The 25,882-nt window shown below is 66.5% G+C and carries 24 protein-coding genes; 6 read left to right on the top strand and 18 right to left on the bottom strand.

All coding sequences use genetic code 11. The features are described 5' to 3' along the window. The first annotated feature begins 61 nt into the window (after nucleotides 1-61). Nucleotides 62-676: a superoxide dismutase gene (locus FHT19_RS13395; RefSeq protein WP_168555944.1), complete on the top strand. Its 615-nt coding sequence runs from the start codon at nucleotides 62-64 to the stop codon at nucleotides 674-676. A gap of 63 nt (nucleotides 677-739) precedes the next feature. Here the strand turns inward: FHT19_RS13395 and FHT19_RS13390 are convergent, their stop codons facing one another. From FHT19_RS13390 to FHT19_RS13380, 3 genes are all read right to left on the bottom strand, one after another. After that, nucleotides 740-1,987, bottom strand: coding sequence for an AI-2E family transporter (locus FHT19_RS13390; RefSeq protein WP_348981796.1), 1,248 nt, complete (start codon nucleotides 1,985-1,987; stop codon nucleotides 740-742). Between the two features lie 164 nt (nucleotides 1,988-2,151). Continuing rightward, complete coding sequence (locus tag FHT19_RS13385; RefSeq protein WP_246866073.1) at nucleotides 2,152-2,793, bottom strand: sigma-70 family RNA polymerase sigma factor; 642 nt, start codon at nucleotides 2,791-2,793, stop codon at nucleotides 2,152-2,154. After that, nucleotides 2,786-2,944, bottom strand: a complete 159-nt coding sequence (locus tag FHT19_RS13380) for a NepR family anti-sigma factor (RefSeq protein ID WP_246866074.1) — start codon at nucleotides 2,942-2,944, stop codon at nucleotides 2,786-2,788. Before FHT19_RS13380 ends, FHT19_RS13385 begins: the two co-directional genes overlap by 8 nt. A 489-nt stretch (nucleotides 2,945-3,433) precedes the next feature. Here FHT19_RS13380 and FHT19_RS13375 point away from each other — a divergent pair, with 489 nt between their 5' ends. Then, nucleotides 3,434-5,044 carry a CHASE domain-containing protein gene (locus tag FHT19_RS13375; RefSeq protein ID WP_169475560.1) on the top strand — a complete coding sequence of 537 codons (1,611 nt, stop codon included), beginning with the start codon at nucleotides 3,434-3,436 and terminating at the stop codon, nucleotides 5,042-5,044. Between the two features lie 113 nt (nucleotides 5,045-5,157). Here the strand turns inward: FHT19_RS13375 and FHT19_RS13370 are convergent, their stop codons facing one another. Both FHT19_RS13370 and FHT19_RS13365 read right to left on the bottom strand, forming a co-directional pair. Next, a complete protein-coding gene (locus FHT19_RS13370; protein WP_169475559.1) occupies nucleotides 5,158-5,958 on the bottom strand; it encodes a response regulator in 801 nt (266 codons plus the stop codon). Nucleotides 5,959-6,048: 90 nt separating this feature from the next. After that, nucleotides 6,049-6,399: a response regulator gene (locus FHT19_RS13365; protein ID WP_169475558.1), complete on the bottom strand. Its 351-nt coding sequence runs from the start codon at nucleotides 6,397-6,399 to the stop codon at nucleotides 6,049-6,051. 166 nt (nucleotides 6,400-6,565) lie between these two features. Between FHT19_RS13365 and FHT19_RS13360 the strand changes: the two genes are divergently transcribed. Next, nucleotides 6,566-7,366, top strand: coding sequence for a Crp/Fnr family transcriptional regulator (locus FHT19_RS13360; protein WP_168555948.1), 801 nt, complete (start codon nucleotides 6,566-6,568; stop codon nucleotides 7,364-7,366). Between the two features lie 247 nt (nucleotides 7,367-7,613). On the opposite strand, the gene FHT19_RS13355 is transcribed toward FHT19_RS13360, so the two are convergent. Then, nucleotides 7,614-8,060, bottom strand: coding sequence for a response regulator (locus FHT19_RS13355; RefSeq protein ID WP_168555949.1), 447 nt, complete (start codon nucleotides 8,058-8,060; stop codon nucleotides 7,614-7,616). A 179-nt stretch (nucleotides 8,061-8,239) separates the two neighbouring features. Beyond that, nucleotides 8,240-9,397 carry a GNAT family N-acetyltransferase gene (locus FHT19_RS13350; protein ID WP_168556111.1) on the bottom strand — a complete coding sequence of 386 codons (1,158 nt, stop codon included), beginning with the start codon at nucleotides 9,395-9,397 and terminating at the stop codon, nucleotides 8,240-8,242. Between the two features lie 158 nt (nucleotides 9,398-9,555). Between FHT19_RS13350 and FHT19_RS13345 the strand changes: the two genes are divergently transcribed. Beyond that, the gene (locus tag FHT19_RS13345; RefSeq protein ID WP_169475557.1) at nucleotides 9,556-10,680 is read left to right on the top strand and encodes a fatty acid desaturase; all 1,125 of its coding nucleotides are present in this window, start codon (nucleotides 9,556-9,558) and stop codon (nucleotides 10,678-10,680) included. A gap of 53 nt (nucleotides 10,681-10,733) precedes the next feature. On the opposite strand, the gene lptG is transcribed toward FHT19_RS13345, so the two are convergent. After that, the gene (gene lptG / locus FHT19_RS13340) at nucleotides 10,734-11,834 is read right to left on the bottom strand and encodes an LPS export ABC transporter permease LptG (protein WP_168555951.1); all 1,101 of its coding nucleotides are present in this window, start codon (nucleotides 11,832-11,834) and stop codon (nucleotides 10,734-10,736) included. Then, on the bottom strand, nucleotides 11,824-13,065 hold the full coding sequence (lptF, locus tag FHT19_RS13335) for an LPS export ABC transporter permease LptF (protein WP_169475556.1): 1,242 nt from the start codon (nucleotides 13,063-13,065) through the stop codon (nucleotides 11,824-11,826). Before lptF ends, lptG begins: the two co-directional genes overlap by 11 nt. A 455-nt stretch (nucleotides 13,066-13,520) precedes the next feature. On the opposite strand from lptF, the gene FHT19_RS13330 reads away from it, so the two are divergent. Then, nucleotides 13,521-13,961 (top strand): hypothetical protein, encoded by a 441-nt coding sequence (locus FHT19_RS13330; protein WP_168555953.1) that lies wholly within the window; start codon nucleotides 13,521-13,523, stop codon nucleotides 13,959-13,961. A gap of 76 nt (nucleotides 13,962-14,037) precedes the next feature. Here the strand turns inward: FHT19_RS13330 and clpS are convergent, their stop codons facing one another. From clpS to phaC, 3 genes are all read right to left on the bottom strand, one after another. Beyond that, nucleotides 14,038-14,364 (bottom strand): ATP-dependent Clp protease adapter ClpS, encoded by a 327-nt coding sequence (clpS, locus tag FHT19_RS13325; protein ID WP_168555954.1) that lies wholly within the window; start codon nucleotides 14,362-14,364, stop codon nucleotides 14,038-14,040. A gap of 401 nt (nucleotides 14,365-14,765) precedes the next feature. Continuing rightward, nucleotides 14,766-15,770 carry a phasin family protein gene (gene phaP / locus FHT19_RS13320; protein ID WP_169475555.1) on the bottom strand — a complete coding sequence of 335 codons (1,005 nt, stop codon included), beginning with the start codon at nucleotides 15,768-15,770 and terminating at the stop codon, nucleotides 14,766-14,768. A gap of 217 nt (nucleotides 15,771-15,987) precedes the next feature. Beyond that, a complete protein-coding gene (phaC, locus tag FHT19_RS13315) occupies nucleotides 15,988-17,886 on the bottom strand; it encodes a class I poly(R)-hydroxyalkanoic acid synthase (RefSeq protein WP_248290459.1) in 1,899 nt (632 codons plus the stop codon). A gap of 211 nt (nucleotides 17,887-18,097) precedes the next feature. On the opposite strand from phaC, the gene FHT19_RS13310 reads away from it, so the two are divergent. Next, complete coding sequence (locus FHT19_RS13310) at nucleotides 18,098-19,297, top strand: LL-diaminopimelate aminotransferase (RefSeq protein ID WP_168556112.1); 1,200 nt, start codon at nucleotides 18,098-18,100, stop codon at nucleotides 19,295-19,297. A gap of 165 nt (nucleotides 19,298-19,462) precedes the next feature. Here the strand turns inward: FHT19_RS13310 and FHT19_RS13305 are convergent, their stop codons facing one another. From FHT19_RS13305 to FHT19_RS13280, 6 genes are read right to left on the bottom strand one after another with little or no spacing between them, the layout of a single operon-like run. After that, a complete protein-coding gene (locus tag FHT19_RS13305; RefSeq protein WP_169475553.1) occupies nucleotides 19,463-20,383 on the bottom strand; it encodes an RDD family protein in 921 nt (306 codons plus the stop codon). Then, complete coding sequence (locus FHT19_RS13300; protein WP_168555958.1) at nucleotides 20,383-21,426, bottom strand: stage II sporulation protein M; 1,044 nt, start codon at nucleotides 21,424-21,426, stop codon at nucleotides 20,383-20,385. The genes FHT19_RS13305 and FHT19_RS13300 overlap by 1 nt, the downstream gene beginning before the upstream one ends. Further along, the gene (locus tag FHT19_RS13295; RefSeq protein ID WP_169475552.1) at nucleotides 21,423-22,778 is read right to left on the bottom strand and encodes a DUF58 domain-containing protein; all 1,356 of its coding nucleotides are present in this window, start codon (nucleotides 22,776-22,778) and stop codon (nucleotides 21,423-21,425) included. Before FHT19_RS13295 ends, FHT19_RS13300 begins: the two co-directional genes overlap by 4 nt. Before the next feature lie 20 nt (nucleotides 22,779-22,798). After that, nucleotides 22,799-23,785: a MoxR family ATPase gene (locus FHT19_RS13290; RefSeq protein ID WP_168555959.1), complete on the bottom strand. Its 987-nt coding sequence runs from the start codon at nucleotides 23,783-23,785 to the stop codon at nucleotides 22,799-22,801. Beyond that, nucleotides 23,782-25,131 carry a DUF4350 domain-containing protein gene (locus tag FHT19_RS13285; protein ID WP_169475551.1) on the bottom strand — a complete coding sequence of 450 codons (1,350 nt, stop codon included), beginning with the start codon at nucleotides 25,129-25,131 and terminating at the stop codon, nucleotides 23,782-23,784. Before FHT19_RS13285 ends, FHT19_RS13290 begins: the two co-directional genes overlap by 4 nt. Further along, nucleotides 25,128-25,859: a hypothetical protein gene (locus FHT19_RS13280; protein WP_248290458.1), complete on the bottom strand. Its 732-nt coding sequence runs from the start codon at nucleotides 25,857-25,859 to the stop codon at nucleotides 25,128-25,130. The genes FHT19_RS13285 and FHT19_RS13280 overlap by 4 nt, the downstream gene beginning before the upstream one ends. Between the last annotated feature and the right edge of the window lie 23 nt (nucleotides 25,860-25,882).

Raw genomic sequence — 25,882 nt, 5'->3', positions numbered from 1 at the left:
CCGATGCCGACCTGAGGCGTTGGTTTGGCATTGCCCAATTCCCTGACGAAACGGAGCGACCATGGCGATTTCCCTTCTTCCGCTGCCCTATGCTGACAGCGCGCTGGATCCCACGATCTCGGCGGTGACCCTGCAGACGCACCACGGCAAGCACCACAAGGCCTATGTCGACAAGACCAATGCCGCGATCGACGGCACCGACCTGGCCGACAAGAGCCTGGAAGACATCGTTGCCGCGGCGCAAGCCAAGGGCGACAAGGGCCTGTTCAACAACTCGGCCCAGACCTGGAACCACGGCTTCTACTGGCACAGCCTGACGCCCGAAACCAGCGAACCGACCGGTGACCTGGCCGCCGCGATCGAAGCCTCGTTCGGCTCGCTCGACGCGCTCAAGGCCGAACTGGCTGCGCAAGGCGCCGCGCACTTTGCCTCGGGCTGGGTGTGGCTGGTGGCCAAGGACGGCAAGCTGGCGGTGGAACAGACCCACGACGCGGCAACGTATTCCGACCTGTCGGGCAATCCGCTGCTGGTGATCGACCTGTGGGAACACGCCTACTACGTCGATTACAAGAACCTGCGTCCCGACTATCTCAAGGGCGTGATTGAAAAGCACCTCAACTGGGGCTTTGCTGCCGAAAACCTCGGCCGTGGCACGGTCTGGGCCTACCCGGCCTGATCGCCGCGCGCGAGCGCAGCCTAACAAAAAAGGGCAGGCCCACAGGGCCTGCCCTTTTTTGTGTCACACCGCGTGCGCGGTGCGCGGACGGGCCGGCATGCCGTCTTCATCGGGCAACAGGCCGGGTTCCTCGGGATCGTGCAATTCGTCCTGCGCGATCAGCCCAGGCTGGAACAGCGGCTCGCCAAACAGGAAGCCGACCAGGTTGGGCCGACCCAGGTGATCGACCAGGGCCGTGAGCGTCAGCAGGATCGGCACTGAAAGCAGTGCGCCGAGGGCCCCCCAGATCCACGAGAAATAGCTGATCGACACCAGGATCGACACGGGGTTGAGCGTAAGCCGCGCACCCAGGATCGAAGGCGTCACGAAATTGGCCTCAACCGCATGGAGGCCGAGGAAAGCCAGCGCCGGCAGGAGCCCAAGGGCCACCGTGCTGGCCGTGCCCACGCCCACCAGGACCAGCAGCGCGGTCATCGCCAGCGGCCCGACATAAGGCAGGAAATTGAGCACGAAGGCGAGGCCACCCCACATGATCGGGGCGGCAAAGCCAAAGGCCCAGGCGCCACCGGCCACGATCGCGCCCACGCCCAGGTTGATCTGGGCAACGGTGAGAATGTACGAAGCGACGCGATCCTGCACCGCGCGGATCACCCGGGCGATCCGCACCGACGCGCCAAAGCTGTGGCGGTCGAACAGCAGGCGCCGCTTGGTGCGGATGCGCGATTCGATCATGAAGAACGTCAGCAGGAAGGTCAGCAGCACCTCGATCAGCACGCTGGGCGTGGCGAACGCTACCTGCTCGATCACCGAAGGCGAAGCCACCACCACTTCGCGCGTGGTGGCGTTGCCGGTCAGGCGGCCGATCTGGCGGTTGATATCGTTGAGCCACGCCAGGTTGCTGCGCAATTCGGCAAAGCGCAGGCTGACCCGGCGCGCCATCGCCGGCACCTGGTCCACCATGTCATAGGCCGGCTGCAGGATGAGCGAGAGCGCCGCCACCACCACCGCAATGAGCAGGATCAGCGCGAGGAACGAGGCGAGCATGTTGGGCAGGCCAAGCCGCACCAGCCGGTCTGCCGCCGGCGCCAGCACGATGGTGAGCACCACCGCCGTGACCGGCGGCAGGAACACCACCGATCCGATCGACAGCACGAACGGCAGGGCAAAGAACAGGCCCAGGCCCAAGAGCAGCAGGATGGCCGATTGCAGGCGCGCCTGCTGCGTTTGCACGCCAGAGGCAGCCTCCTGCGTTTCGATGCGTTCGGCATCGGTTCGCGGGGGAGAGGTCAGTTCGGAATCGTTTCGCGACACGGGCACGGCCTGGGGGATGGCGGTGATTCGCCTGGTCCGGTCTTGGGCTTGCCCCCTGGCGCAATCAAGGGGCAGGCGGCCGTGCGGGCACGCTTTGCGGCACGACTGGTGCACCCGTGCACGGGCGCGATCCAGGCGACAGGGTCAGCGGGCCAAGGCGGGGCTTACCCGCCCGATTGCACGGTCGTATCCAGCTCGTGCATGATCGCATCATGCGCGACCGCGTCATCCGTGCTGCGGCGCGGCAGTTGCCCCGTGTCGATCATCTGGGCGAGTGCGGCGCGGGCGCGGCCGACGCGGCTTTTGATCGTGCCCACGGCGCATTGGCAGATCTGGGCCGCTTCCTCGTAGGAAAAGCCGCCCGCCCCGACCAGCAACAGCGCTTCGCGCCGCTCTGGCGGAAGGGTGAGCAGGGCGCGGTGCATGTCGGACAAGTGCAGCGGGCTTTCCTGGCCGGCCGGCGCAACCAGCACGCGTTCCGCCACGGTTTCATCGTATTCCGCGCGAAACCGGTTGCGGCGCATGTCAGTCAGATAGGCGTTGCGCAGAATGACGAACGTCCAGGCGCGCATCGAAGTGCCCGGCTCGAACCGTTCCTGCGCGGCCCATGCCTTGAGCAGGGTTTCCTGCACGAGATCGTCGGCCAGATCGGGGCGGCCGCAAAGGCCGCGGGCAAACGCGCGCAGATGCGGGATCACCCCGGTCAGTTCGCGCTTGAAGGCCACGGCGTTGTGCGCGGCGGTGTTTGGGGTGGCGGCAGCGGTATCGCCCTTGGAATCTGCCGGGGGGCGCGGGGCCTCAGCCATTTGCGTCGCCGTCCAGCTTGTCGAGCAACTGCGCGAAGCTGTCGGGCAAAGGTTCCTCCACGACGGAATCGTAGAGGCGGCGCAAACCGTCGGCCCATTCGGGCGATTTGGCCCGCGCGCTGTTGCGCCGCCGGGTCCCCAGGGTTTTCATAGGTTTATCTTTCGACATTCGCTTTCGGCTTCGCCTCCCCCCATGGGTCGTCGCAAGAATTGAACCACTGACACCATTGCCGGTGGCACAGCTATGCATACACCATGGGGCCGCCAGAATCACAGGTGCCCGGTGTCTTGGGTAATTGCGCAAGTGGAACGAAACCGTGCACAATCGGTTCCCGCGAAATCGCCGTTCCCGTGTCTCATTTGGCCACATCGCCTGGCCGCCAATGCCGTGGCGGCGTGATGATGGGATACAAACCGTGCGCAAAGCGACGGAATGCCCCGGCGACGCGGGCACAGGTGCTTGCGCCGTGCGTTGCATCAGGCATGATCGCGCGGCATCGGTAGGGCCGGGTTGCGTTGGAATGGCAAGATAAAGGGATCGCAAGCGCACGTGGAGAAACTGTTCTCCCAAAAGAACCTGGCGCCAAGATGGTATGAGCGGTTCCCGCGGGCTTTGCCCGTGGGCATCTTCACCTTGACGATGGCTGTCACCGTGTTGAGCGTGTTCGCCATCGAACGCGCCGACCGCCAGCGCGAGATCGCCCAGCTCGACAAGATCGCCCAGGAAGTGTCCTCCGGCCTGGAGCGACGCGCCAACGGCAATGCTGCTTATCTTCGCTCGGCCGCCGCGCTGTTTACCACGCGCCGCTCGGTGGATGCATCGTTGTTCCGCTCGTTCGTCGGGCGGCTGCAGATGGAAGGCGCGGATAGCGGCGTCAACGGCATCGGCTGGGGCATGCGGGTGGCGCGCGAGGATGTGCCGATGGTTGAGCGGGTGATGCGCGATGGCAGCACCCATCGCGACGGTACGGGCGAAAAGGCCTTGCCCTTCGTGGTGCAGCCGGCCGGATATGCCGCGCGCGGCTATGCCGTGCCGGTGATGTACCTGGTCCCCGAAACACCGCGCAACCGCCATTCGATCGGGTTCGACATGGCCAGCGACCCGGTGCGCCGTGCAGCGATGGATCGCGCCGAACTGGTGGAGCGGCCGATCGTTTCGGGCAAGCTGCAATTGGTGCTGGCTGGCCACGCCGGCGGCCCGGCCGGGTTCGTCATGTACATGCCGGTGTTCGGCGCCAGCCGCGACGATGGCAGCCGCACCTTGCGCGGGTTCGTGTTCACGCCGTTTGCGGCCAGCGATTTCCTGCATGCCTCGATGCCGGCCGATCCCGACGCCCCGCTGGGCGTGCGTCTTTACGATGGCGCGGAGAATCCGGCGCGGCTCCTGGCCGAGCAGCAGCCCGAGATTCATTCCGGCCGCATGGTGCGGCGCTGGGTGGATGTTGCCGGGCGGCGCTGGCTGTTGGTGGTGGAAGCGCCCCCGGCGATGATGCTCAGCATGCTGTCGGTGATGACCTTGCTGTTCGGCCTGCTCGTGGCCACGTTGCTGTTGGTCCTGGCGCGGCTGGTCAGCCAGCAGGTGGCAGAGGATCGCCTGTCGCTCGCCTGGTTCGAACAGCAATCCTCGATCCGCGATTCCTTGACGCGCGAGCTTAACCACCGGGTCAAGAACACGCTGGCCAATGTGCTGTCGATCATCGCGCTGACCCGCCGCCGCGCCCGCGATCTCGACAGTTTCGTGGAAAGCCTGGAAGGCCGCATCCGCGCGCTGTCGGCCACGCACGACCTGCTGACCCAGTCGGACTGGGGCGCCACGCCGGTCGACCTGGTGATCCGCACCGAACTGGCCCCTTATGCGCAAGGGGCCGATCGCCATGTCGATATTGCCGGGCCCGATGTGCAGCTCGCGCCCAACGACGCGCTTTCACTGGGCCTTGCCGTGCACGAACTGGCCACCAACGCTGCCAAGTATGGCGCGCTCAGCGTGGCTGGCGGGCGCGTGGACGTGCGCTGGGAACTGGCCAGCGAAAGCACCGCGCGCATCTTCTGGGCCGAGCATGGCGGGCCGCCGATCGAGCCGAAGACGCCGCGCAAGCGCGGCTTCGGCACCGACCTGATCGAGAAGATCGTGGCCCATGAACTGCGCAACCCGGTGGACTTGCGCTTTGAAGCCGATGGCGTGCGCTGCACCCTGGTCATCCCGGTGCGCCAGCGTGGTTCTTTTGCCATCCGCGAAGGGCGGCAGGGCTGACGGGCTGCCAACCGCGCCGCGTTACGCCGGTGCGATCCAGCGAGAACGCCAGGCAACGAAAAAGGCCGGACCCAGCGGGGCCCGGCCTTTCACGAGGGAATGGTTGGTTGGCTTCAGGCCAGCGGGCGGCTCGATCCGAAGAACAGCGCCTGGCTGATCGCGGCACGCACGGTCGCTTCCTGAAACGGCTTGGTGATGAGATAGGTCGGCTCGGGCCGGTCGCCCGTCAGCAGGCGCTCGGGATAGGCGGTGATGAAGATCACCGGCACATCGACCAGCTTGAGAATGTCATCCACCGCATCAAGGCCGGAGGAGCCATCGGCGAGCTGGATATCGGCCAGCACCAGGCCCGGCGTTTCGCGCGTGGCGATCTCGCGCGCCTGGGTGCGGGTGGCGGCCATGCCGCACACGTCGTGGCCAAGCGAGCGGACGAGATCTTCCAACTGCATCGAGATCAGCGGCTCGTCTTCGATGATGAGCACGCTGGTGGCCGATTCGCGGTCGATTTCCTCGATCGCTTCCTGGACCAGCGCTTCCACGTCGGACGGGGTGCGGTCGAGAATCTCGGCCACTTCGGGCACGGAGAAATCTTCCAGCGTGATCAGCAGCAGCGCCTGGCGATTGGCCGGCGTGATATGCGCCAGCCGCTCTTGCGCGGCGGTTTCGTGAAGGCCCAGCCCGCCACTGCCCGAATGATCGACAGTGTCGACGAAAGCGCTCGACCAGACCTTGTTGAATGCACGATAGAGCGCCACGCGGCCTTCGCCGATGGCGTTGCGCAGGCCGGCGTCGGCAAGGGCCGCTTCCAGCGTGGCCCGCACAAAAGCGTCGCCGGTCTGCTGGCTGCCGGTCAGTGCCCGGGCATAGCGGCGCAGATAGGGAAGATTGGTAGCTACTTTGGCGCCCAGCGACATTTAAACCCCTTCCTGGATACGCGATGCACCCCTAAATGCCCTAGCGCAGTTTCGGTTCCCGGGCCAGTCGCGGCTTTTTCGTGGCCTGCCTCATCCCGCGGCGATGCCGTCGGCCCAGTCGGCCAACTGCCACACGCCGGTCGGTTTGGGGAAACGCGGCATCTTGGCCAGGCTGGCCGGGATGATCCCCGAATCCGCGCCCGAGATGAGCGCGACGGCGCAGCCCTGCTCGGCCAGGCGCAAAGCGAGCGTGGTGGAATCGCCATCGGGCAGGCGCAGGTCAAGCAGCGCGATCCGTGGTAGCCCTTGCGCAACCAATGCTTCGGCTTCGGCCAGATCCACCGCGCTTGCCACGCTATGGCCCCGGGCGGCCAACTCGTCTTCTATTTCCATGGCGACCAATACGTTGTCTTCGAGTACCAGCACATAATCGGCAGTCATCGGGATCGTGCTCCATCGCACCTTGGCACGATCGGCCAAGCAGCCGCGCCGCCTAGCCGGGAACCGGGAACCCGTTTGTGTCATTTGACATAGCCGAACCTCCGCCACTGCCCGATGATCAGGCGCAGCGGCCGGGGGATCGTGGCCAGCGCAGGAGCAAGACAGCGTGTTCAGAAGTGGCAGCAGCGCCGGCAGCGGGGGCCAGAGCGGGGCCGATCAGCGTCCATCCAACCAACCTTGCCGCACTTGCCCGCTGCGCGATCGACCGGGCCTGGTTGCGCCCGATGCCACGCAGCGCGAATGGATCGAGCGGCAGCGCGCCGGCGAGCGCGCGATTGCGCGCGGCGAAGAGGTGTTGCGCCAGGGCGCGCCGGGCGATCGCATGTTCACTGTGCTCGATGGCGTGCTGATGCGGTATCGTCTGCTCGAAGATGGCCGCCGCCAGGTCGTCAACGTAATGTTTCCCGGTGATCTGGTCGGGCTGCAGGCCGCATTCGATGGCGAGATCAGCCACGGCGTCACGGCCTTGACCGACGTGCGGCTATGCGTGTTTCCGCGGGATCGGTTCATGGACCTGGTCACGGCGCATCCGCGTTTTGCCTATGACGTGATCTGGCTGTGCGCGCGCGAGGAAGATGCGCTGGAGCAGCATCTGGTGGCGCTGGGCCAACGCCCTGCGCGCGAGCGGGTGGCCTACCTGGCGCTGTGGCTGGTGGAACGCGGCCTGCAAACCGGCTTGGTGCCCGAAGTGGATGGGGCCGCGATGTTGCCCGTGACGATCACCCAAGGCCAGGTGGCCGACATGCTCGGCCTGTCACTGGTGCACACCAACCGCACGATGCAGGCCCTGCGCAAGGCGGGCCAGGTCGATTGGAGTGGTGCGGGTATTCGCGTGCCCGATCTTGCCAGCGTGCGCGCGCTGGTTGGTTTCGATCCTCACGGTTTGCCGAAAAGACCTTACATCTAAATTGCTTGGGTACAGGGGCACAGCGGGTTCCGGCCGAACTGTAAAAAGATGCAAAATTTTTCGGAGCGGTTGGGAACTGATTTCTGGGTGGCCCGTTAAAGGCATGTCACCGCCGAGACCCCCCCTCCCGTCCAAGCGGCTGGTGATACGATCCCGAAGGCCTCCGCCAATCCCCGGCGGAGGCCTTTTTCGTTGTGGCGGGAAAGGGCGATGCGTTGCCCTCGTGGCCGAGGAAACGGCGCGCGTTCTACAGCGAGAGGGCGTTGCGCAGGCGGCCGAGCAGGCCGGGGTGCCGCGCATGGCGCTGCACCAGGTTGGCCAGGGCTTCCCACGGAAACGGCTTGGCCAGCACATGGCCCATTTCGGCAATGTGCGGCGGGATGCTTTCGGGCGTGCCGGTGGAAAACACGATCAGCGGCCGCGCCGGGCTGATCGCCACGGCGAGTTCGGCCAGCGCCCAGCCATCGTCGCGATCGGCCAGGTGCACGTCCAGCACCAGGATGGCCGGCCGCAGGCGTTGCATTTCGATCAGGGCATGGGCGGTGGTGTGGCAGATCGCCACTTCATCGGCGCCGGCCTGCGCCAGGGTATCGGCCATCGCCATGGCCACGATGGCCTCGTCTTCCACCACCAGGGCATTGCCCAGCCCGCCTGTTGGCACAGACGGGGCGCTGGGCGGCGCGACGTGTTTCATGGCCTGCATTCCCTTCCCGCCGGCCCGTTCACCCGGCCATGTCTGCCGGGCTTGCCGGCCAGCGCCAGCGTGGGGCAGGGCCTTGCGAACAAGGGTGCCCCGATCGGCATAACGCCCCATCGGACGCCACGTTCCTGCGACACGCGCCTTGTGCCGGCCGGGGGCAAGCCCCCGGGCGATCACAGCGCGCGTTCGTAGATGGTATAGCGCTTGTTGACGTGGCTATCGATGGCGTCGGCAATCGCGATCATGCCCTGGTTGTCGTCAAGGATCCAACCGATCTCACCGCGCGAGGCACCATAGCGCTCCACCGAATTGCGGCGGATGTATTCGATCATCATGAAAGCCAGCTGGCTGGCCATGCGCGAGGATTGCAGCTTCTTGCGCACGCCCATCAGCGGCACGCGCATGGTGCGGCAGCGCGGCTTGCCCAGCCAGCGCAGCAACTTGATCCAGTTGAACGGGAACAGCTTGCCGCCCATCGGTTTCATCACTTCGTTGAGGTCGGGCAACGTCATCATGAACGCCACCGGCTCGCCCTCGTACTCGGCCACCATGATCAGGTCTTCGCGCACGATCGGCTTGAACTTCTTGCCGGCGTAGGCGATTTCGGTCTGGGTAAAGGGCACGAAGCCCCAGTTGTCGGACCAGGCGTCGTTGAGGATGTCGAGGATGATCGCCGCTTCGCTGTCGAACTTGCTCTTGTCCACGTTGCGGATGCGGATCTTGGCGTTCTTCTCGCCCGATTGCACGATGCGCTGGATCAGTGGCGGGAATTCCCTGGTGATGTCCAGCTCATAAGTCAGCAGCTGCTTGGCAGGCTGATAGGGCAGCGCTTCGATATAGTGCTGATAGCGCTCGCTCTGGTGGCCCATCATCACCGTGGGCGGATGGTCAAAGCCCAGAGTCAGCTGGCCCGGTTCTTCCCAGATCGACATCGACAGCGGCGCGAGCACGCGGGTCATGCCCTTGGCGCGCAGCCATTCCTCGGCCCGCGCGATCAGGGCGTGGGCGATCGTTTCATCTTCGGCTTCGAGCAGGCCCCAGTTGCCCGTGCCCGGCCCCATGCCCTGGATCGGGTCCATCGCCACGGCAAGATGATCGATATGGGCGGAAATGCGCCCCACAACACGCCCGTCGCGGCGCGCCAGGAACAGCTGCACGTCGGCATGTTCGAAGAACGGGTTCTTGCCGGGCGTGACCAGTTCCATCGCTTCCATGCGCAGCGGCGGCACCCAGTTGGGATCGGCTGCGTTGATGCGATAGGCCAGGTCCACAAAGGCAGCACGTTCGGCCTTGTTTGCAACGGGGGTGATGACTACTTCGCCTGCCACGATATCGCCTTTGTTTTGAGTTAACACGCGCGCTGTCCCGGATGCCTGCGGCTCTATCCGGTGACTTGTCAAGCCGGACGAACCCAGGCGCACCGGCGATCGCCCCGTCAGGCACCATTCATGCCTGATCCTACAAGGGTCTCTTGGGAACCGTTTTTGCCATGCTTGCCACCGACTATTTCGAACAGAGCGATGCCCCCGCGCCCGCCGGCGCCACTTTGGCGCCGCGCGCCGCTGGGCTAGCCGGTACGCCCGAAGACAAGGCCATGCTGCGCGCCGCCGCCGATCTTACCCGCGACATCGCGCGCGCCCGGCCGGAAATCTACTGGCCCGACATGCTCGTGTCGGCCGGTCTCGGCTATGCCGCGCTGGGCCTGGCGATTGCCACTGCCCTGCGCGGCGGCAACTGGGGCGTGGTCGTTGCCCTGGGCGTGTTCTCGGCGCTCGCGCTCTATCGCGCGCTGCTGTTCATCCACGAATTGACCCATATGCACCGCGATGCGCTGCCCGGCTTCCGCTTCGTGTGGAACCTGGTGGTGGGCATTCCCGTGCTGATGCCATCGTTCATGTACGAAGGCGTGCATGCGCTGCACCACTCGCGCATCCGCTATGGCACGGCCGAAGACCCGGAATACCTGCCGCTGGCGCTGATGAAGCCGTGGTCGCTGCCGGTCTTCACGCTCACGGCGCTGCTGCTGCCGATCGGCCTGCTGGTGCGGTCGGCGGTGCTGGTGCCGCTGGGCGTGATCGTGCCGCCCTTGCGCAAGCTGGTGTGGGAACGCGCCTCGTCGCTGTCGATCAACCCGGCCTTCGTGCGGCGCAAGCCCGAGAGCGCCTTTGCGCGCATGGTGTTCTGGCAGGAGCTGGGCGCCAGTGTCTGGGCCTGGACGGTGCTGGCCTGGTCGGCCACGCATGGCTGGCTGCCCCTGGCAATCGCGCTGTGCGTGATTTCGCTGGCCGCGCTGCTCAACCAGGTGCGCACGCTGGTGGCCCACTTGTGGGAGAACGAAGGCGAGCAGATGAGCGTGACCGGGCAGTATCTCGATTCGGTCAACGTGCCGCCGCCGGGCGTGTGGGGCGCGCTGTGGGCCCCGGTGGGCCTGCGCTATCACGCGCTGCACCACCTTCTGCCCTCGATGCCCTATCATTCCTTGGGCGAATGCCACCGCCGCCTGCGCGCGCATCTGGGCCTGCAATCGACCTATGAACGGGCCAACTATCCCGGCCTGTTCCCGCTGCTGGCGCGGCTGGTGCGCTCGACGATGGGCGCGCGGCCCAAAGCCTGAATTCTTCGCATTCATGAAAAAGCCCCGCCCGGTGATCCGGCGCGGGGCTTTTTTCATTCCTCGGTGCGGATCAGCACGGCCTCGCCGATCAGCAGGAACAGCACGAAGGGGGCCCAGGCGGCAATCAGCGGCGGGTATCCGCCAAAGCTGCCCATGGCGAGCGCGGCATTGTCCACCACGAAATAGGCAAAGCCCAGCGCCATGCCGATCACCGCGCGCATGAACAACTGGCCCGAACGCGCCAGGCCGAACGCCGCCACTGCGCCCAGCAGCGGCATCAGCATGGCCGAAAGCGGGCCGGAAATCTTGTGCCACCACCGGCTTTCCAGCTCGCTGGTGCTGTGCCCTGCGGCGCGGATGGCATCGATCGAGCCCGAAAGGTGCGGCAACGATTCAGCGTCGGCGTCGGCCTTGCGAATCAGGATCTGCGTGGGGGTGACGCCGGTGGCAAACACCGCGCTGCCCGTGGCCGCGGTGCGGCGCGCGCTTTGCACGTCGAACGCGGTCGGCTGGTCGAAGCGCCAGCCGGGATTGGCGAAGCTGGCGTTGGGCGCACGCACGATCTCGGTGACCATGCCGGTGGGATCGCGGCGGTGCCACGTCACGTCGGTCATGCGCATGGCATTGCCTTCGCCGGTCACCGTGCGGGCATAGAGGATATTGGGCCCATCCTGCAGCCAGACGTTGCTGCGCACCTGCGTGTCGGTGGGCAGAGGGCCGTAATGCGCGGCCTGCCAGGCCTTGAGCGTGGCGGTGGAACGGGTGACGATGCGTTCGTTGAAGCCGAAGTTGGCCACCGCGATCACCCCGGCCACCAGGAACAGCGGGGCCAGGATTTGGTGTGCGGAAAGGCCGGCGGCCTTCATCGCGACCACTTCGCTGTTCTGGTTGAGCGTGATCAGCGTGATGATCGTGGCCAGCAGCACCGAATAAGGCAGGAACCGCGCCACCAGTTGCGGCGCGCGCAGGCCCACGTACGTGAGCAACTGCGCCTGGCCATTGCCGGCGTGGGCAAGAATCTCGCCGCTTTCGCCCAGCAGGTCGAGCATCTGCAGCACCATGACCAGCATCAGCAGCACGGCCACCACGCGCACGGCAAACATCTTGGCGATGTACAGCGTCATCGTGCGCGATGGGAAGAATTCAAGCTGCAAGGGTATTGTCCTGTGCTGCCGGTTCGGCTGGGTTGGCACGGCCGCGCCGCGCGAACAGCTTGCGCACGCGCGACGCGATCTTGGCGAACACGGTTTCCAAGGCGCCGATCGGCTGCCCGCCGGGCACGTAGGCCAGGCGCCAGTACATCCAGATGATCAACGCGGAGAACAATGCGAACGGTCCCCACAGCGCGATCGCAGGGTCGAGCCGGCCCAGGCTGGCCACGTCCTGGCCGTATTCATTGACCTTGTGATAGGCGACGACCATCACGATCGACAGGAACACGCCGAGCGCCGAGGTCGATCGCTTGGGCGGAACGGCCAGCGCCACCGCCAGGAGTGGCAGCAGGAACATCATGACCACTTCCACCAGGCGGTAGTTGAGGCTGGCCTTGCTCTTGTTGCGCATGTCCTGGGAATAGGCCTTGTTCCAGCCGATCTTGAGCAGTTCGGGCAGGATGTATTCCCGGTCCTTGTCCCCACGCTGGCGGAACTGGGCGATCTTGGGCAAGTCGATGGGCAGGTCGTGCGTGGCAAACGTCAGCACGCGGGGGGAGGCCAGGCTCGGCCCATCCTGCACGATCTGTCCATCGGTCAGCCGCAGGATCACCGTGTCGCGGTTTTCGCGGTTGGCAAAGAACTGCCCCTCGCGCGCGGAGATCGTCATGGTTTCGCCCTTGGGCGTTACCAGGCGGGCAAAGATGCCTTGCAGGTCGCGACCTTCGTCACGGCTGGAATCCACGCGCAGGGCGGTGCGGTCCTGCAGCGCGTTGAACTCGCCCACCTTGATCGACGCACCCAGCGCGCCAGAGCCGAGCTCGTACTGCAGCTCTTCGTAGTAATAGCGGCTCAGCGGCTGGATATAGCCCACGATCAGCAGGTTGAGCGCGGCGAGCGCCAGGGTGAACAGATAAGGCACGCGCAGGAGGCGGGTGTAGGACAGGCCCACTGCCCGCATCACGTCGAGTTCGGAACTGGTCGCCAGCTTGCGGAAGGCAAAGAGGATGCCCAGCATCAGCCCCAGCGGAATGGCAAGGCTTGCATATTCCGGGAACAGGTTGAGCAGCATCTTGAAGACGACCGTCACCGGTCCGCCCTCGGTGGCGACGAAGTCGAACAGCCGGAGCATCTTGTCCAGCACCAACAGGGACGCGGCCAGGACGAACACGGCCAGCATGGGCACGATCACCAGGCGGGCGATGTACCTGTCGATGGCGCTCAAGGATCTCACGTTCGGACGATCACCGTGTTGGTGGCAGGGGGCACGCCACGTCGCCCGTCGGCGCCGTGCAAGCGTCCGTGTCGGTTAGCCCGCTTCGCGGCGATGCGAAAGGTGAAAATGCCGCAGGGCCGCGCACGCAGACCTGCCGTTTTGCGAGGATAGAGTTAATAACTAAAGTTATTGCCTGTCCCCTTGTTTGGTAATAGTGCTGGCAAAATAGGATCCTGGCCAAAGCACGTGCATCCCGAAGGCAGGACTGGCCGCTGGCCAACGGGAACGTTCGTGGCGACCATGGGTTCCGCGCAAGACATCGGTGCGCGGCATGGGGCGCGTGGCCGGGTACGCATGAATGACTTGGAATGAACGCTTCCGCGCTGGACCGGGCGAACAGGAAGGCGTGATGAGCAGCACCATCATGCTGCTTGCTGCCTGCCGGGCTGGCGCCACGGACAAGGGAACAGGCAGTGAATTTCGTGACGTCTGGATCGAGTTGGTGGCAAGGCCGGCTGGCGCGGTGCAGTGCGCGTCCCGAGGAATTGACCGCGCTGGCCGATCGCTGCGAAACATTGTCTGCCGACGAACAACGCCTGGGCTTCGAGCGCATCCTGCGCACCCTGGGCGAAGTGACCCTCGCGCCCGAGGGCATGCCCGCCGATGGCGACAGCCTGTGGGTGAGCCTACTGGCCGATTCGGGCGCCTATGAAAGCGCCGCCCTGGCGCTGATCCCCCCGACGGCGGTCTATAGCGGCGGGCGCCTGGTCGATGGCCGGTTCGTGGCGCAGGTCGTGCTGCCGAGCGGCGCTGGCGCCCACTCGCGCGAGGCCAAGTCGCTGGCCATGGCATGGCTCGCCGCCCTGCTGCGGGCCCTGGCACGGGAAATGATCGAGGAACGCCCGCTGCATTGAAGGGCGGTAAACGGCTGGGGCTTCGACAGGCTCAGCCCGAACGCGATGGCAAGCCGGTCAGCGGATCAATGCCGGATCAGGCCTTTTCCAGCGTGCATTGCAGCGGGTGCTGGTTCTGCCGGGCAAAGTCCATCACCTGGTTCACTTTGGTTTCGGCGATCTCGTAGGGGAAAATGCCGCAGACGCCCACGCCGCGCTGGTGGACGTGGAGCATGACGCGCGTGGCCTGCTCCAGGTCCATGTGGAAAAAGCGCTTGAGCACCATCACCACGAATTCCATCGGAGTGTAATCGTCGTTGAGCATCAGCACCTTGAACATGCTGGGCTTCTTGGGCCGGGCGCGGGTGCGCGTGGCCAGGCCGATCATGTCGCCGTCGTCGGCATCGCGGTTGTCGCCCGCCATGGTTACACCCGACGCAACGACGCAAGCGGGATCGGCCACGTGGATTGCGCGCGGCAGGGGGGCGTCTGGCGCCGAAAGAAGTGCTGGTCTGTGCATCGGAGGCCTGAATATCGCATCGCAGCCGCCCCACGACAAGGGGGCGTTGGGGCAGCCCTGCCCGAAAATCGTTACCGAAACGGCAAATTGCGCCCCGTTTGCGATACGCAGCGGGCGATCACCGCCCGAATATCATGTGTTTGATCAGGCATTGCATCGGCCGCGAAAGCCGGAAACGGCAAAAAGGCAGCCGCGCCTTGGGGGCGCTGGCTGCCTCTTGCCACGGGTTGCGTGTCCAGGATCGCCGCTTGCCCCGGCCCGCGCGCTATGGCGAGCGGGCAGAGGAAGCGCGAATCAGGTGCCGATCAGGCGGCGACCTTGATCTTTTCAACCGCGAGGCTGACGCGGTTGGAAATCGGCTGGAACGCTTCGTTGGCCAGCTTCAGCACGGCTTCGCTGTGCTTGCTGCTGGCAGCGACGGCCGCATCGAACTGCTTGCGCACGAGGGCGGTGTGCTTTTCGAAGAACTCGGTGGGCGACTTGGCGCTGGCCAGTTCCTTGATTTCGGCGGTCAGGGTTTCGATCGCCGACTTGCCTTCGGCGGCATAGTCCTTGGTCAGTTCCTGCAGGCCCGAAGCGAGGATCTTGCTCGATTCCACGACGGCTTCGACGTTGCCCTTGGCGAATTCGCCGGCATCGCCGAACGCGGCCTGGCTCTTTTCGAAAGCGGCCTTGGCCTTTTCAGAGGCGTCCTTGAAAGCGGACTGGAACTTTTCGGAAAAATCGGTGGCGGTGGTCATGATGGAGTGTTCCTTCCTGGAAGCCGCGGCGGCGGCGTGAGTCACGCGGGTCGTGAGCGGGGCCGGCACCTTCGCGTGGGGGATACCGGTTCCGGGTCTTGTCGTGACCAGAGGTTTGGCAACCGGGGGCTTGGCCGGAACCGCCTTGGCGGGGGCCTTCCCGGCCGGCAGAGGCTTGGCCACGGCGGGCCGCGCGGTGCCGGGCTTGCCCACGTTGCGGGCGAGCGGCTTGCTCGCCTTGGCGGGGGCAGGCTTGGCTACGGGCGGTACCACCGGTGCTGCGGCCACGGGCTCCTCCACCACGGGCGCGGCCACGACGGGCTCGGCCAGAGGGGCGGGTTCCGGGGCGACAGACGGCGTCGCTTCGGCCTCTGCAGGGGTCACGAGCTTGCGTGAACGACGGGCGGCCTTCTTGGCTTGCGCCTGCTCCGTCGCCTGTGCCGCGCTTCCGACCGGCTCTACCGCCGGGGTGAGGTCAGCGGCAACAGCGGGCACCGGGCCTTCCGCCTGGGGGGCGGGGCTGGATGGCGTGCTGGAAAGCGTCCCTTCGTCCGTGGTATCTTCGGCCATGGCAATACGGCTCCTGCATTGCGGCCAGGCAAGGATCCGGAAAACCAAGTGCCGCGCAATGGCGGCGACTCAGTCACGGCCGGACCTGGCCCGTGCTGCAATGCAAAAAATAGGAATGCGCGGGCCAAAGTCAAGGATTTTGTGCAGTGCACAATATCCATCTTGGCGCTAATTGCACTAAGTTGCTGGGTCGTAACCGCAGATCGCGGCCGTGCCGTCATCGCATGCGCACATAACGGCCAGGGGCGTCTTCTATGGCATTGCGGCCGGGCACGCGGGCACCTTTGGCCGGGACCGTCTTGGCATCCACATCGGCCAGCCAGGCCCGCCAATCGGGCCACCAGCTGCCCTTGGTTTCCTGCGCGCCGGCAAAGAAGGCTTCGAGGCTGGCAACGTCGCTGGGGTTGGTCCAGTACTGGTACTTGCCCGCATCGGGCGGATTGACCACGCCTGAGACGTGACCCGATCCGGCCAGCACGAACTTCCACGGGCCGGCCAGGTGCCGCGTGAGCTTCCATACGCTGCCGGCCGGCGCAATGTGATCCTCGCATCCGGCCTGGATATAGCAGGGCGTGGTGATACGGTGCAGGTCGATCGGGGTGCCGTCGGCGCTGAGCGCGTCGGGCACGACCAGCTGGTTGTCGCGATAGAGATCGCTGAGATAGGCACGATGCCAGCGCGCGGGCAGGTTGGTCGTGTCGCCGTTCCAATAGAGCAGGTCGAAGGCCGGATATTCCTCGCCCAAGAGGTAGTTGTTGATCACGTAGTTCCAGATCAGGTCCGGGCCGCGCAAAAGGTTGAACGTGGCAGCCAGATAGCGCCCGTCGAGATAGCCCTCGGTTTCGAGGCTTTCGAGCCAGCGAAGCTGGGCATCGTCCACGAAGTGGCACAATTCGCCCGCCTCGCTGAAATCGACCTGGGCTGTGAAGAACGTGGCCGAAGCCACCTTGTCCGCTTCGCCGCGCCTGGCCAGCACGGCGAGCGTGGCGGCCAGCGTGGTGCCGGCCACGCAATAGCCGATGGTGTGGACCGCAGGCACCGAGAGGCGCTTGCGTACCACGTCGATCGCCTCGATCTGGGCGCGCACGTAATCGTCCATGGTCACGTCGGCCAGGCTGGCATCGGCGGATTTCCACGAGACCATGAAGACGCTCAATCCCTGGTCCACCGCCCAGCGCACGAAGCTTTTCTTCGGGTTGAGATCAAGGATGTAGAAGCGGTTGATCCACGGCGGGAAGATCACCAGGGGCGCCGCCGCCACCTCATCCGTGGTCGGGGCATAGTGGATCAGCTGGAACAGTGGGGTTTCGTGCACCACCTTGCCCGGCGTGGTGGCGATGTTGCGGCCCACTTCGAACGCTTCGCCATCGGTGTGGCTCAACTGCCCGCGCTTGAGATCGGCCAGCAAGTGCTCCACGCCCTTGACCAGGTTCTCGCCGCGCGTGGCGAGCGTGCGTTCGATCACCAGCGGGTTGGTCATCGGGAAATTGGCGGGCGAGAGCGCTTCGGTGATCAGGCGCGTCATGAAGCGCAACTGCCCGTGGCGCTCTGGCTCCAGCCCGGAAATCTCCTGCGCCATGTCTTCCAGTCGCTCGGCCAGCAAGAGATAGGTCTGGTGCAGCAGGGCAAACCAGGGCTGCTCGCGCCAGCGCGGATCGGCAAAGCGGCGGTCGCGGCGCGGCAGCGCCTCGGGCGCCACATCGGCCGGGAGCTTGCCCGGCGTCGGGGGGCTGGCGGGGGCGTAAAGCTCGATCACCCGGTTCCACAGCTGCAGGCTTTCGTCCCACAGCCGCGCCTGGGTTTCGGCCTGGGCGATCGGCATGGCCGCGCACCAATCGTCGAACAGCTGTTGCCAGCGGCCGCCATCATAGATTCGCGTCCATGCCGGCTCGGCCACGGCAGTCTGTTCGGCCATGAAATCCAGCCACATCTTCTGCAGCTTGGCGCCCGACATGGCCCAGTGCTGAAGATCGCCGGGATCGGGGGCCTTGGCATGGGCGGTGGGCAGGAACGGTGCGGCCATGGCCTGCATCGCTTCGGTTTGCAGGCGGAAAAGGTCTTCGAACACCGCGCTGTCGGTGGCAGCAGGCGTCTTGGCATTATCCGGTTCGCGCATCGACGACATAATCCCCACAATGCCCGGCACGCCCGAGCCAACCCACATCGTCTATCGCGCGCGGCCGTGCCAGGGGCAAGCCGCTTCGCGTCCGAATGCGCGTGATGCACGCCGGGTGCGGGCCAGATGCAGCCCACGATTGGCGAAGCGGATCGATTGGCGTAAGGGGGCGATCCCGGCAATCCAGCCGGCAAGCATTCGAGTCACGACCGTGGAAGAAGAGTTCTACCGCATCAAGCGCCTGCCGCCCTACGTCATCGCCGAAGTGAATGCGATGCGGGCCGCAGCCCGCGCCAGCGGCCGGGACATCATCGACCTGGGCATGGGCAATCCCGATCTGCCCCCGCCCGCCCACGTGATCGAAAAGCTGTGCGAAGTGGCGCAGAAGCCGTCGGCCCATGGCTATTCCGCGTCGAAGGGCATCCCCGGCATCCGCAAGGCCCAGGCCAATTACTATGCAACCCGCTTCAACGTGGAGCTGGACCCGGAAACCGAAGTGGTCATGACCATGGGTTCGAAGGAAGGCCTGGCGAGCCTGGCCACCGCGATCACCGCGCCCGGTGACGTGGTGCTGGCGCCCAATCCGTCATATCCGATCCACACCTTCGGCTTCATCATCGCCGGGGCCACGATCCGCTCGGTGCCGACCACGCCCGACGAACGCTATTGGGAATCGCTCGACCGCGCGATGGCCTTTACCGTGCCGCGCCCGTCGATCCTGATCGTCAACTATCCGTCGAACCCCACGGCCGAAACCGTCGACCTGGCGTTCTACGAGCGGCTGGTGGCCTGGGCCAAGGAAAACAAGGTCTGGATCCTGTCGGACCTCGCCTATTCCGAGCTGTACTTCGACGGCCAGCCCACCCGCTCCATCCTGGAAGTGCCCGGTGCCAAGGACGTGGCGGTGGAATTCACCTCGATGTCCAAGACCTTTTCCATGGCCGGCTGGCGCGTGGGCTTTGCCGTGGGCAACAAGCGCCTGATCGCCGCGCTCACCCGCGTGAAATCCTACCTGGATTATGGCGCGTTCACGCCGATCCAGGCGGCGGCCTGCGCTGCGCTCAACGGCCCGCAGGACATCGTCGAACAGAACCGCAAGCTCTACCAGAAGCGCCGCGACGTGATGGTCGAAGCCTTTGGCCGCGCCGGGTGGGACATTCCCAGCCCCAAGGCCTCGATGTTTGCCTGGGCGCCGCTGCCGCCCGCGCTCAAGCACATGGGCAGCCTGGAATTTTCCAAGCAATTGCTGACCCAGGCCGAAGTCGCCGTGGCGCCGGGCGTGGGCTATGGCGAGGACGGCGAAGGCTTTGTCCGTATCGCCATGGTCGAAAACGAGCAGCGCCTGCGCCAGGCCGCGCGCAACATCAAGCGCTACCTTACCAGCATGGGTGTCAACGCTTCGGCGGCGTGAATCACACAATGCTAGAGAATGGCGTCACCCCGGGCTTGACCCGGGGTCCCGCTGTTCTTTTGAAAGTAGCGCGTGACGTCCAGAACAAGCAGGACCCCGGATCAAGTCCGGGGTGACGTGGCCATGGAGAGGGGCGCTGTGCAGCCCCCTCGCGAATGCCATCTTTTAAGAATGCTTGTCGGCCTTGCGCCGGCCAAAGCGCATGCCGCGTTCCAGCCGGGCACGCAGCTGGGTGTAATAGGCTTCCAGGAACGCGCGCTCGTCGCCCCGGCCGTTGGTCCAGCCGATCTTGGTGCAGATCGCCTGGGCCACATCGGCCATGGCCTCGGCATTGTCGTCGCGCAGCACGCGTTCGAGCACTTGCAACTCGTATTCGCCGTAGACCGACAGTTCCGCCTCGCCGAATTCATAGCGGGTCTGCGTCAGGGTGCTGTGCCCTTGCGCGCCCGCGCCGGTGGAGAGCGCGGCCTTGAGCCGGTCACGCCCGGCTTCCACCACCCAGGTGCCGGCCACCACATCGCCCGCGCGCAAGGCGTCGCGGTTGCAGAACGGGAACAGCACGAAAATCAGGAACCAGGCCGTTCCCGCCCAGCCGGCAAAGCTGGCGTCTTCGCCCATGGCCAGAGTCGTGCTGATGAAGATCATCGGCAGGGTCAATTCGATGTCGCGCAGGAAATTGCGCGCCACCACCGCTTCGGTCGTCAACCGGCCACCATCGCGCGCGGCCACGCGCAAGCCCACGATGCGCTTGCCTGGCGTGGCGCCGCGTGGGCCCAGCTCGAAATAGAGGAACCAGATGTGGCGGAACAGGAACATGATGACGATCCAGATGACCACCAGCGCCTGGCCAACCGGGTTTCTTTCATCGGCCTTGATATGGACGGCATTGGCCAGGGACGCGACCAGATAGGTCAGCCCCGCCATCGCCGCCACGATCAGCACGTAATCGATAATCAGCGCCGCGGCACGGGCACCGCGCGCACCGATGGTGAAAGGCAACGGCACGCCTTCGGGCGTGATCACCTGGCGCTGGCGCCGGTCTGGCCCGGGGCGGAGCCGCACGCGGCGGCGGCGAAGCAGCGCCATCAGGCCGCCGCCTGCCCGCGCGCCGGGCGCCAGGCAAAGAAATAGGCCAGCCACAGCGCCAGCATGGTGCCGCCGATGGCCAGGCGCACGGTGGTGGAATCCACCAGCTGCCGGCCAAACCCTTCGAGCACGGCGGCGCAGATCAGCATCAGCACAACGCCCACCATCACTTGCGCCGCGCGCCGGCCGGCAGCGGCCGCGGCAACCAGCACCGGGGCATCGCCGGGAAAGGCCATGGCGCGGCCGATGTGGATGCCGGCCCCGCCCGCCAGCAGGATCGCGAACAGTTCGGTCGTGCCGTGGATCGACAGCCAGCCGACCAGCTCCAGCGTCAGCCCCTGGCCGTGATAGAGCCACAGCAGCGCACCAAGCCCCGCCGTATTGTGGATCAGCAGCAGGATCGAAGGCAGGCCGAAGGCAAAGCCCAGGGCAAAGGCGAACAGCGAGACCTGGGCATTGTTGCTGAACAGGAACGCGGCAAACATCGACAGGCCGGTCTGGTCTTGCTGGCCGAACAGGGTGTGCAGCAGCGCTTCGCGGCTGGCACCGGGCACGCGCACGTCGTCGCTGCCCATCAGACTGTAATACCAGTCGGGATTGCCTGAAACCAGCAGCCAGCCGACCACTGTGCCCAGGACCATCATGGCCAGCGCGATGAGCAGGTCCACCCCCAGACCACGCACCGCCGCGCTCCACCCGCCCAGGAAAAAGCGTTTCAGCCAGGCACCCAGGCCTTCGCGCGGGCCATAGACGGCAAACCACGCGCGCCGTGCCAGCCCTTCGAGATAGGCGATCAGCGCGGCGTCGAGCGAGGTTTCGCGCGCGATCGCCAGGCTGGATATGGCCGTACGATAAAGCGCGGGCAAGGCCAGCAAGTCTTCATCCGAAAGCTTGCGCAGCCGCCCACCCTCGATCCGCGTCACGATGGTTTCCAGCCGCTGCCAATCGCCCTCGCGCGCCTGGCGAAACCGGTCGGAGCGCAGCGCGGCGGCCTCTACCGCCGCGTCCTGACTGGCGTTCTTGCCAAACCAGCGCGCGATCATCCCAGGCTCCCTTCGCGTTTCACGCCCAGATAGGCATCGATCAGCCGCGTGCCGATCTGGTCGTAGGCTGCCTCCACCACGCGCACGCCCATCTGGCGCAGGCGTTGCAGCACCAGCATGCGCTGGCGTTGCAGGGCCGTGGCCGTGACGGCGCGGGCCATGGCATCGAGATCGTCCGGGGCTCCCGTGGCCAGCGCGGTCAATTCCGCATCGGCCATGACCACGAACAGCACGCGGTGCCGTTCCATCAGGCGGCCCAGGCTTTCGATCATCAGTTCGGCGCTGGTGGGATCGGTGAAATCGGAAAAGACCACCACCAGCGAGCGACGCTGCAGCCGCGTGGCCAGCGTGGCCATGGCGAACGTGAAATTGGGTTCCTCGCCATGATAGTCGAACCCGGCGGCGCTGCGTTGCAGGCGAGCAAAATCGCGCGGGGCGGTCACGAAGGGCGAAAGGCCCAGGGGCCTTGCGGCAAAGCCGTAGACCGCAACGCGATCCTGCGCTTTCAGCGCCACCCAGGCAGTGGTGAGCGCAGCGGTGATCGCGCGGTCCAGCCGGGGCAAGCCGGCCAACGGCTCGGCCATGGCCTGCCCGCAATCGAACGCGAAGACGATCTGGTTGTTGCGCTCGGTCTCGTATTCCTTAGCATAGAGGCGGCCGTGGCGGGCCGAGCTTTTCCAGTCGATGCGACGGCGGTCCATGCCCGGTTCGTAATCGGCCAGCGCCTCGAACTCGGTCCCTTCGCCGCGAATGCGCCGCGCGACCAGGCCGAACGCCGCATCGCGCAGGAAGATCTGCAACGCCGGGCTGCGCACCGGGGTGATATCGGGCCAGACGCGCAAGGTATGGGCAAGCGGGCGGCGCACCTGGCGATGGCCCAGGCCAAGCGGCCCGGTCCAGCGCAGCCAGAGGGTTTCGAGCCGCACCGTGCCCCGCCGCGTGGGCAGCAAGGCCTTATCGCCGTGCCAGCGGCCCTGATCGTCAAGCGCCAGCGGGAGCGTGGCGCGCCCGCCATCGGCCAGGCGCGGATCGCAGGCCAGCGCCGCCATCGGCGTGGCGCGGGCGCCCGACAGCGCCGCCGTGAGCGTAAGGCGCACCGGTTGGCCCACTTCGGCATCTTCGGCCATGGCCAGATGCAGATCGCGCAAGGGGCCGGCTATCAGCGCGTCGAGCAGGACCAGCGCGAGCAGCGCGGCGCCTGCGGCCGGGGCGACGATCCAGGCTTGCGGTGCCAGGCTGGCCAGCAACAGCCCGGCCGGCGCGGTCAGCGCCAACAGCAGCACTGCGCGCGCCGTTGGATAGACGGCGAGCGTGGGCCAGGAGACAGGCCAGGGAACGCGCAGGCGGGGCATCAGGGCGGGGTCGCGGCCGATCAGCGCGGCGCGGGGGTGCGCTGCACCAGATCGGCGACGATGGCTTCGGCCTGGCGGCCCTCGATCTCGGCCGCAGGACTGAGGACCATGCGGTGGCGCAGCACCGCCGTGGCCAGCCCCTTGATATCGTCGGGAATGACATAGTCGCGCCCGGCCAGGGCGGCCTGCGCCCGCGCGGCGCCGGCCAGCAGCACCGCCGCGCGGGGGCTGGCGCCGGCGATCAGATCGCCGTTGTCGCGCGTGGCGCGCACCAGCGCGACGATATAATCCACCAGCGGCTCTGCCAGCGTCACGGCCCGCAGGCCGGCCTGGGCGGCGGCCACTTCGCGCGCGTCGGCCACGGCGGCCACACCCATCTGCGTGGGGTGTTGCCCGGCCTTGCCTTCGCCATAGCGCCGCACGATTCGCGCTTCCTCCTCTGGCGAGGGGTAGTCCACCAGCAGCTTGAACAGGAAGCGATCGAGTTGCGCCTCGGGCAGGGGATAGACGCCCTGGCTTTCGATCGGGTTCTGCGTGGCCACCACCATGAAATGGGGTGGCAGCGCGTGAACCGCGCCGTCGAGCGTCACGCGGCGTTCCTGCATCGCTTCGAGCAGGGCGGCCTGCGTCTTGGGCGGGGTGCGGTTGATCTCGTCGGCCAGGATGATGTCGTGAAAGATCGGCCCGCGCGTGAGCGTGAACTGGCTGGTCTGGAAATTGAACAAGTTCGAGCCCAGGATATCGCCCGGCATCAGATCGGGGGTAAACTGGATGCGCCCGAAATCGAGGCCGACGGCCGTGGCGAAACTTTGCGCCACCAGCGTCTTGGCCGTGCCCGGCGGCCCTTCGAGCAGGACATGCCCGCCGGCCAGCAGCGCCACCAGCAGGTGATCGACCACGCTGTCCTGGCCGACCACGGCCTTGGCCACCTGGGCGCGAATCGCATCGGCCAGCGCGCGCACTTCATCAAGACTGAGAGCACCGGATGGGGAGGCGGTGTCGGTCACGCAAGATCCTTTTCTAGGGCATGCAGGGCAGCAGCCGCACGCACTGCATCGTGCGGGCGGCGTGCGGCGGTCAGTTGCGCAATGGCATGGGAAAACGGCATCGAATCGGGGTTCACGCGCGCCAGATGGGCATCGATCAGCGCGTCGGTCTGCTCGGCCGGGGCGCCGCGCCGCAGGCCCAGCCGCGCCGCCAGCCGCTCGCGCAGGGCATCGGCATAGGGCCCGCTGACCAGGTGCAGCCGCCCGGCGCGGCGAATCAGGCCGGCACTGTTGACCACCAGCGTGGTCTTGCCCGGCGGAATCGCCGCCAGGCCCACGCGCGGCGGGCCGAACCGGCAGAACGCGCGCCAGCCCACCGCCAGCAGCGCCAGGATCAGGCCCACCGTGGCAGCCAGGAACGGCGGCTCGAACGCCAGGGTGAGCAGGTTGGGCCGGCCGCCCAGCCCGGCAAGCGACAAGTCGAACGTGATCTGCTTGCTGCCTGCATTGGCCGATGCGGCGCGCAGCACGTCGAGCGCAAGCATTGCAGTCTGGCGGTTGGCGAGGCCGTAATTGTCGAACAGGTCGGGCTCGAACACCAGGACCAGCGGCTGGCGCTCCATGTCCGGTCCATCGGCCAGCGCCTCGCTATCGTCGTCATCGCCCGCAGCCAGGACGGTCGGTGTTTCCACGTCGGCCAAGGCATCGAGCGCGGGGTAACGGCCGTTGTCGTCACGATAGGCGGCAAGCACTTGCCCATCGCCGGTGGTGACCAGTGGCACCAGCGCCTGGCCGGTGCCCGAAACCACCTTTTCATCGTCGGGCAGCGGACCGTGTCGCCCGTCGGCCGTGCGCCAGCCATGGGCGCGATAGCCTTTGCCCTGGTTGAGCGTGACTCGCACATCGTCGGCGAAACCGGGCCAATTCGGCAGCGCAAAGCCGGTCAGCCGCGTCCATCCGCGCGGCTTATCCAACTTCTTCTCCAAGGGGCCGGCCTGCCACTTGGGTGCGATGACCACGGTGGGGCCAATGTGGCGCCGCTTGTCCACGATGCTGGCGATGGTCTTGCCATCGGTGTCGGGCAGGGGGGTGAGCACCAGCACGCCAGGCTGCTCGATCGCGGCCTGGGTGCGGGTACGCGCCACGGTGAAACCATCGGCTTCCGCCATGGCCGCCAGCGCGGCATAGCCGTTGAGCCCGCGTCCGGCGCCATGGCCGCCACCGTTGTTCGCCGGCGGGCCGACATGGCCGAGGAACCACAGCAGGCCGATGAACAGCCCGGCGCCCACGACCAGCAGCGCCAGCACCGCGCCGCGTGCAAAGGGTTGTCCGCTGGCGAGAGAAGAGGGCGAGGTGGCGGCGCTCATGCCGCGGCCCCAAGCGGCTGGAGCGCAAAGGCGGCATAGGCGCCGCGCGCACGCAGCCATTCGCCCTCGCCCGGCATGCGCAGGGCATAGCGCGCGCGCTCCACTTCGTCGGCCATCGTGGCAAAGGCGTGGGCCGCGGCAGAGGGCAGGGCATCGATCGCCGCGATTTCGCGCGCCGTGCTCGATGGCGCCAGCCAATCGGGCCGGGCGGCGGCAATATCGGCCACGCTGCGCTGCAGGAGCAGGTGCACGGCTTCGGCAAAGCGCCCCTGCGCGGCCAGGGCATCGGCATCTTCGAGCAGGGCGAGCGCGGCCTGCGGCGCGGGTGCCCATTCCGGTGTCACGGTGCCTGCGCGCCTGCCACGTGCCTGCCGCCATGGGGCCAGCACACCCCAGGCCAGCCAGGCCAGCGCCACAGCGCCCACGATCAGGATCAGCACCAGGATCACTTGCCCGCTTTTGGCCAGGCCCAAGCCCAGCGGCATGAAAACGTGCTCGTTGATCCAGAGGAGCACCTTGGCCAAGGCATCGATAGCCACCTGCAGCCAGTGGGGCGGCACATAGGGCACTTCCGGCGGGGGTGGCGGTACCGGGGTGAACTGGATATCGCCCATGCCGCGCACTGTCTGCCAGGCGTGCTCGGCACGGGCAGCATCAGCCTGCGCCGATGCGGCGGGGGCTTGGGCGGTGGCGGACACGGCCCGGGCGGCCGCTGCAACATTGCTCACGCAACGGTTGGTTGCACGCCCGC

Origin of the sequence: Novosphingobium sp. SG919 (assembly GCF_012932495.1) — a bacterium.
Classification (GTDB): Bacteria; Pseudomonadota; Alphaproteobacteria; order Sphingomonadales; family Sphingomonadaceae; genus Novosphingobium; species Novosphingobium rhizosphaerae.
The sequence above is the reverse complement of the archived record's forward strand: the minus strand, read 5'-3'. Positions and strand labels throughout refer to the sequence as shown.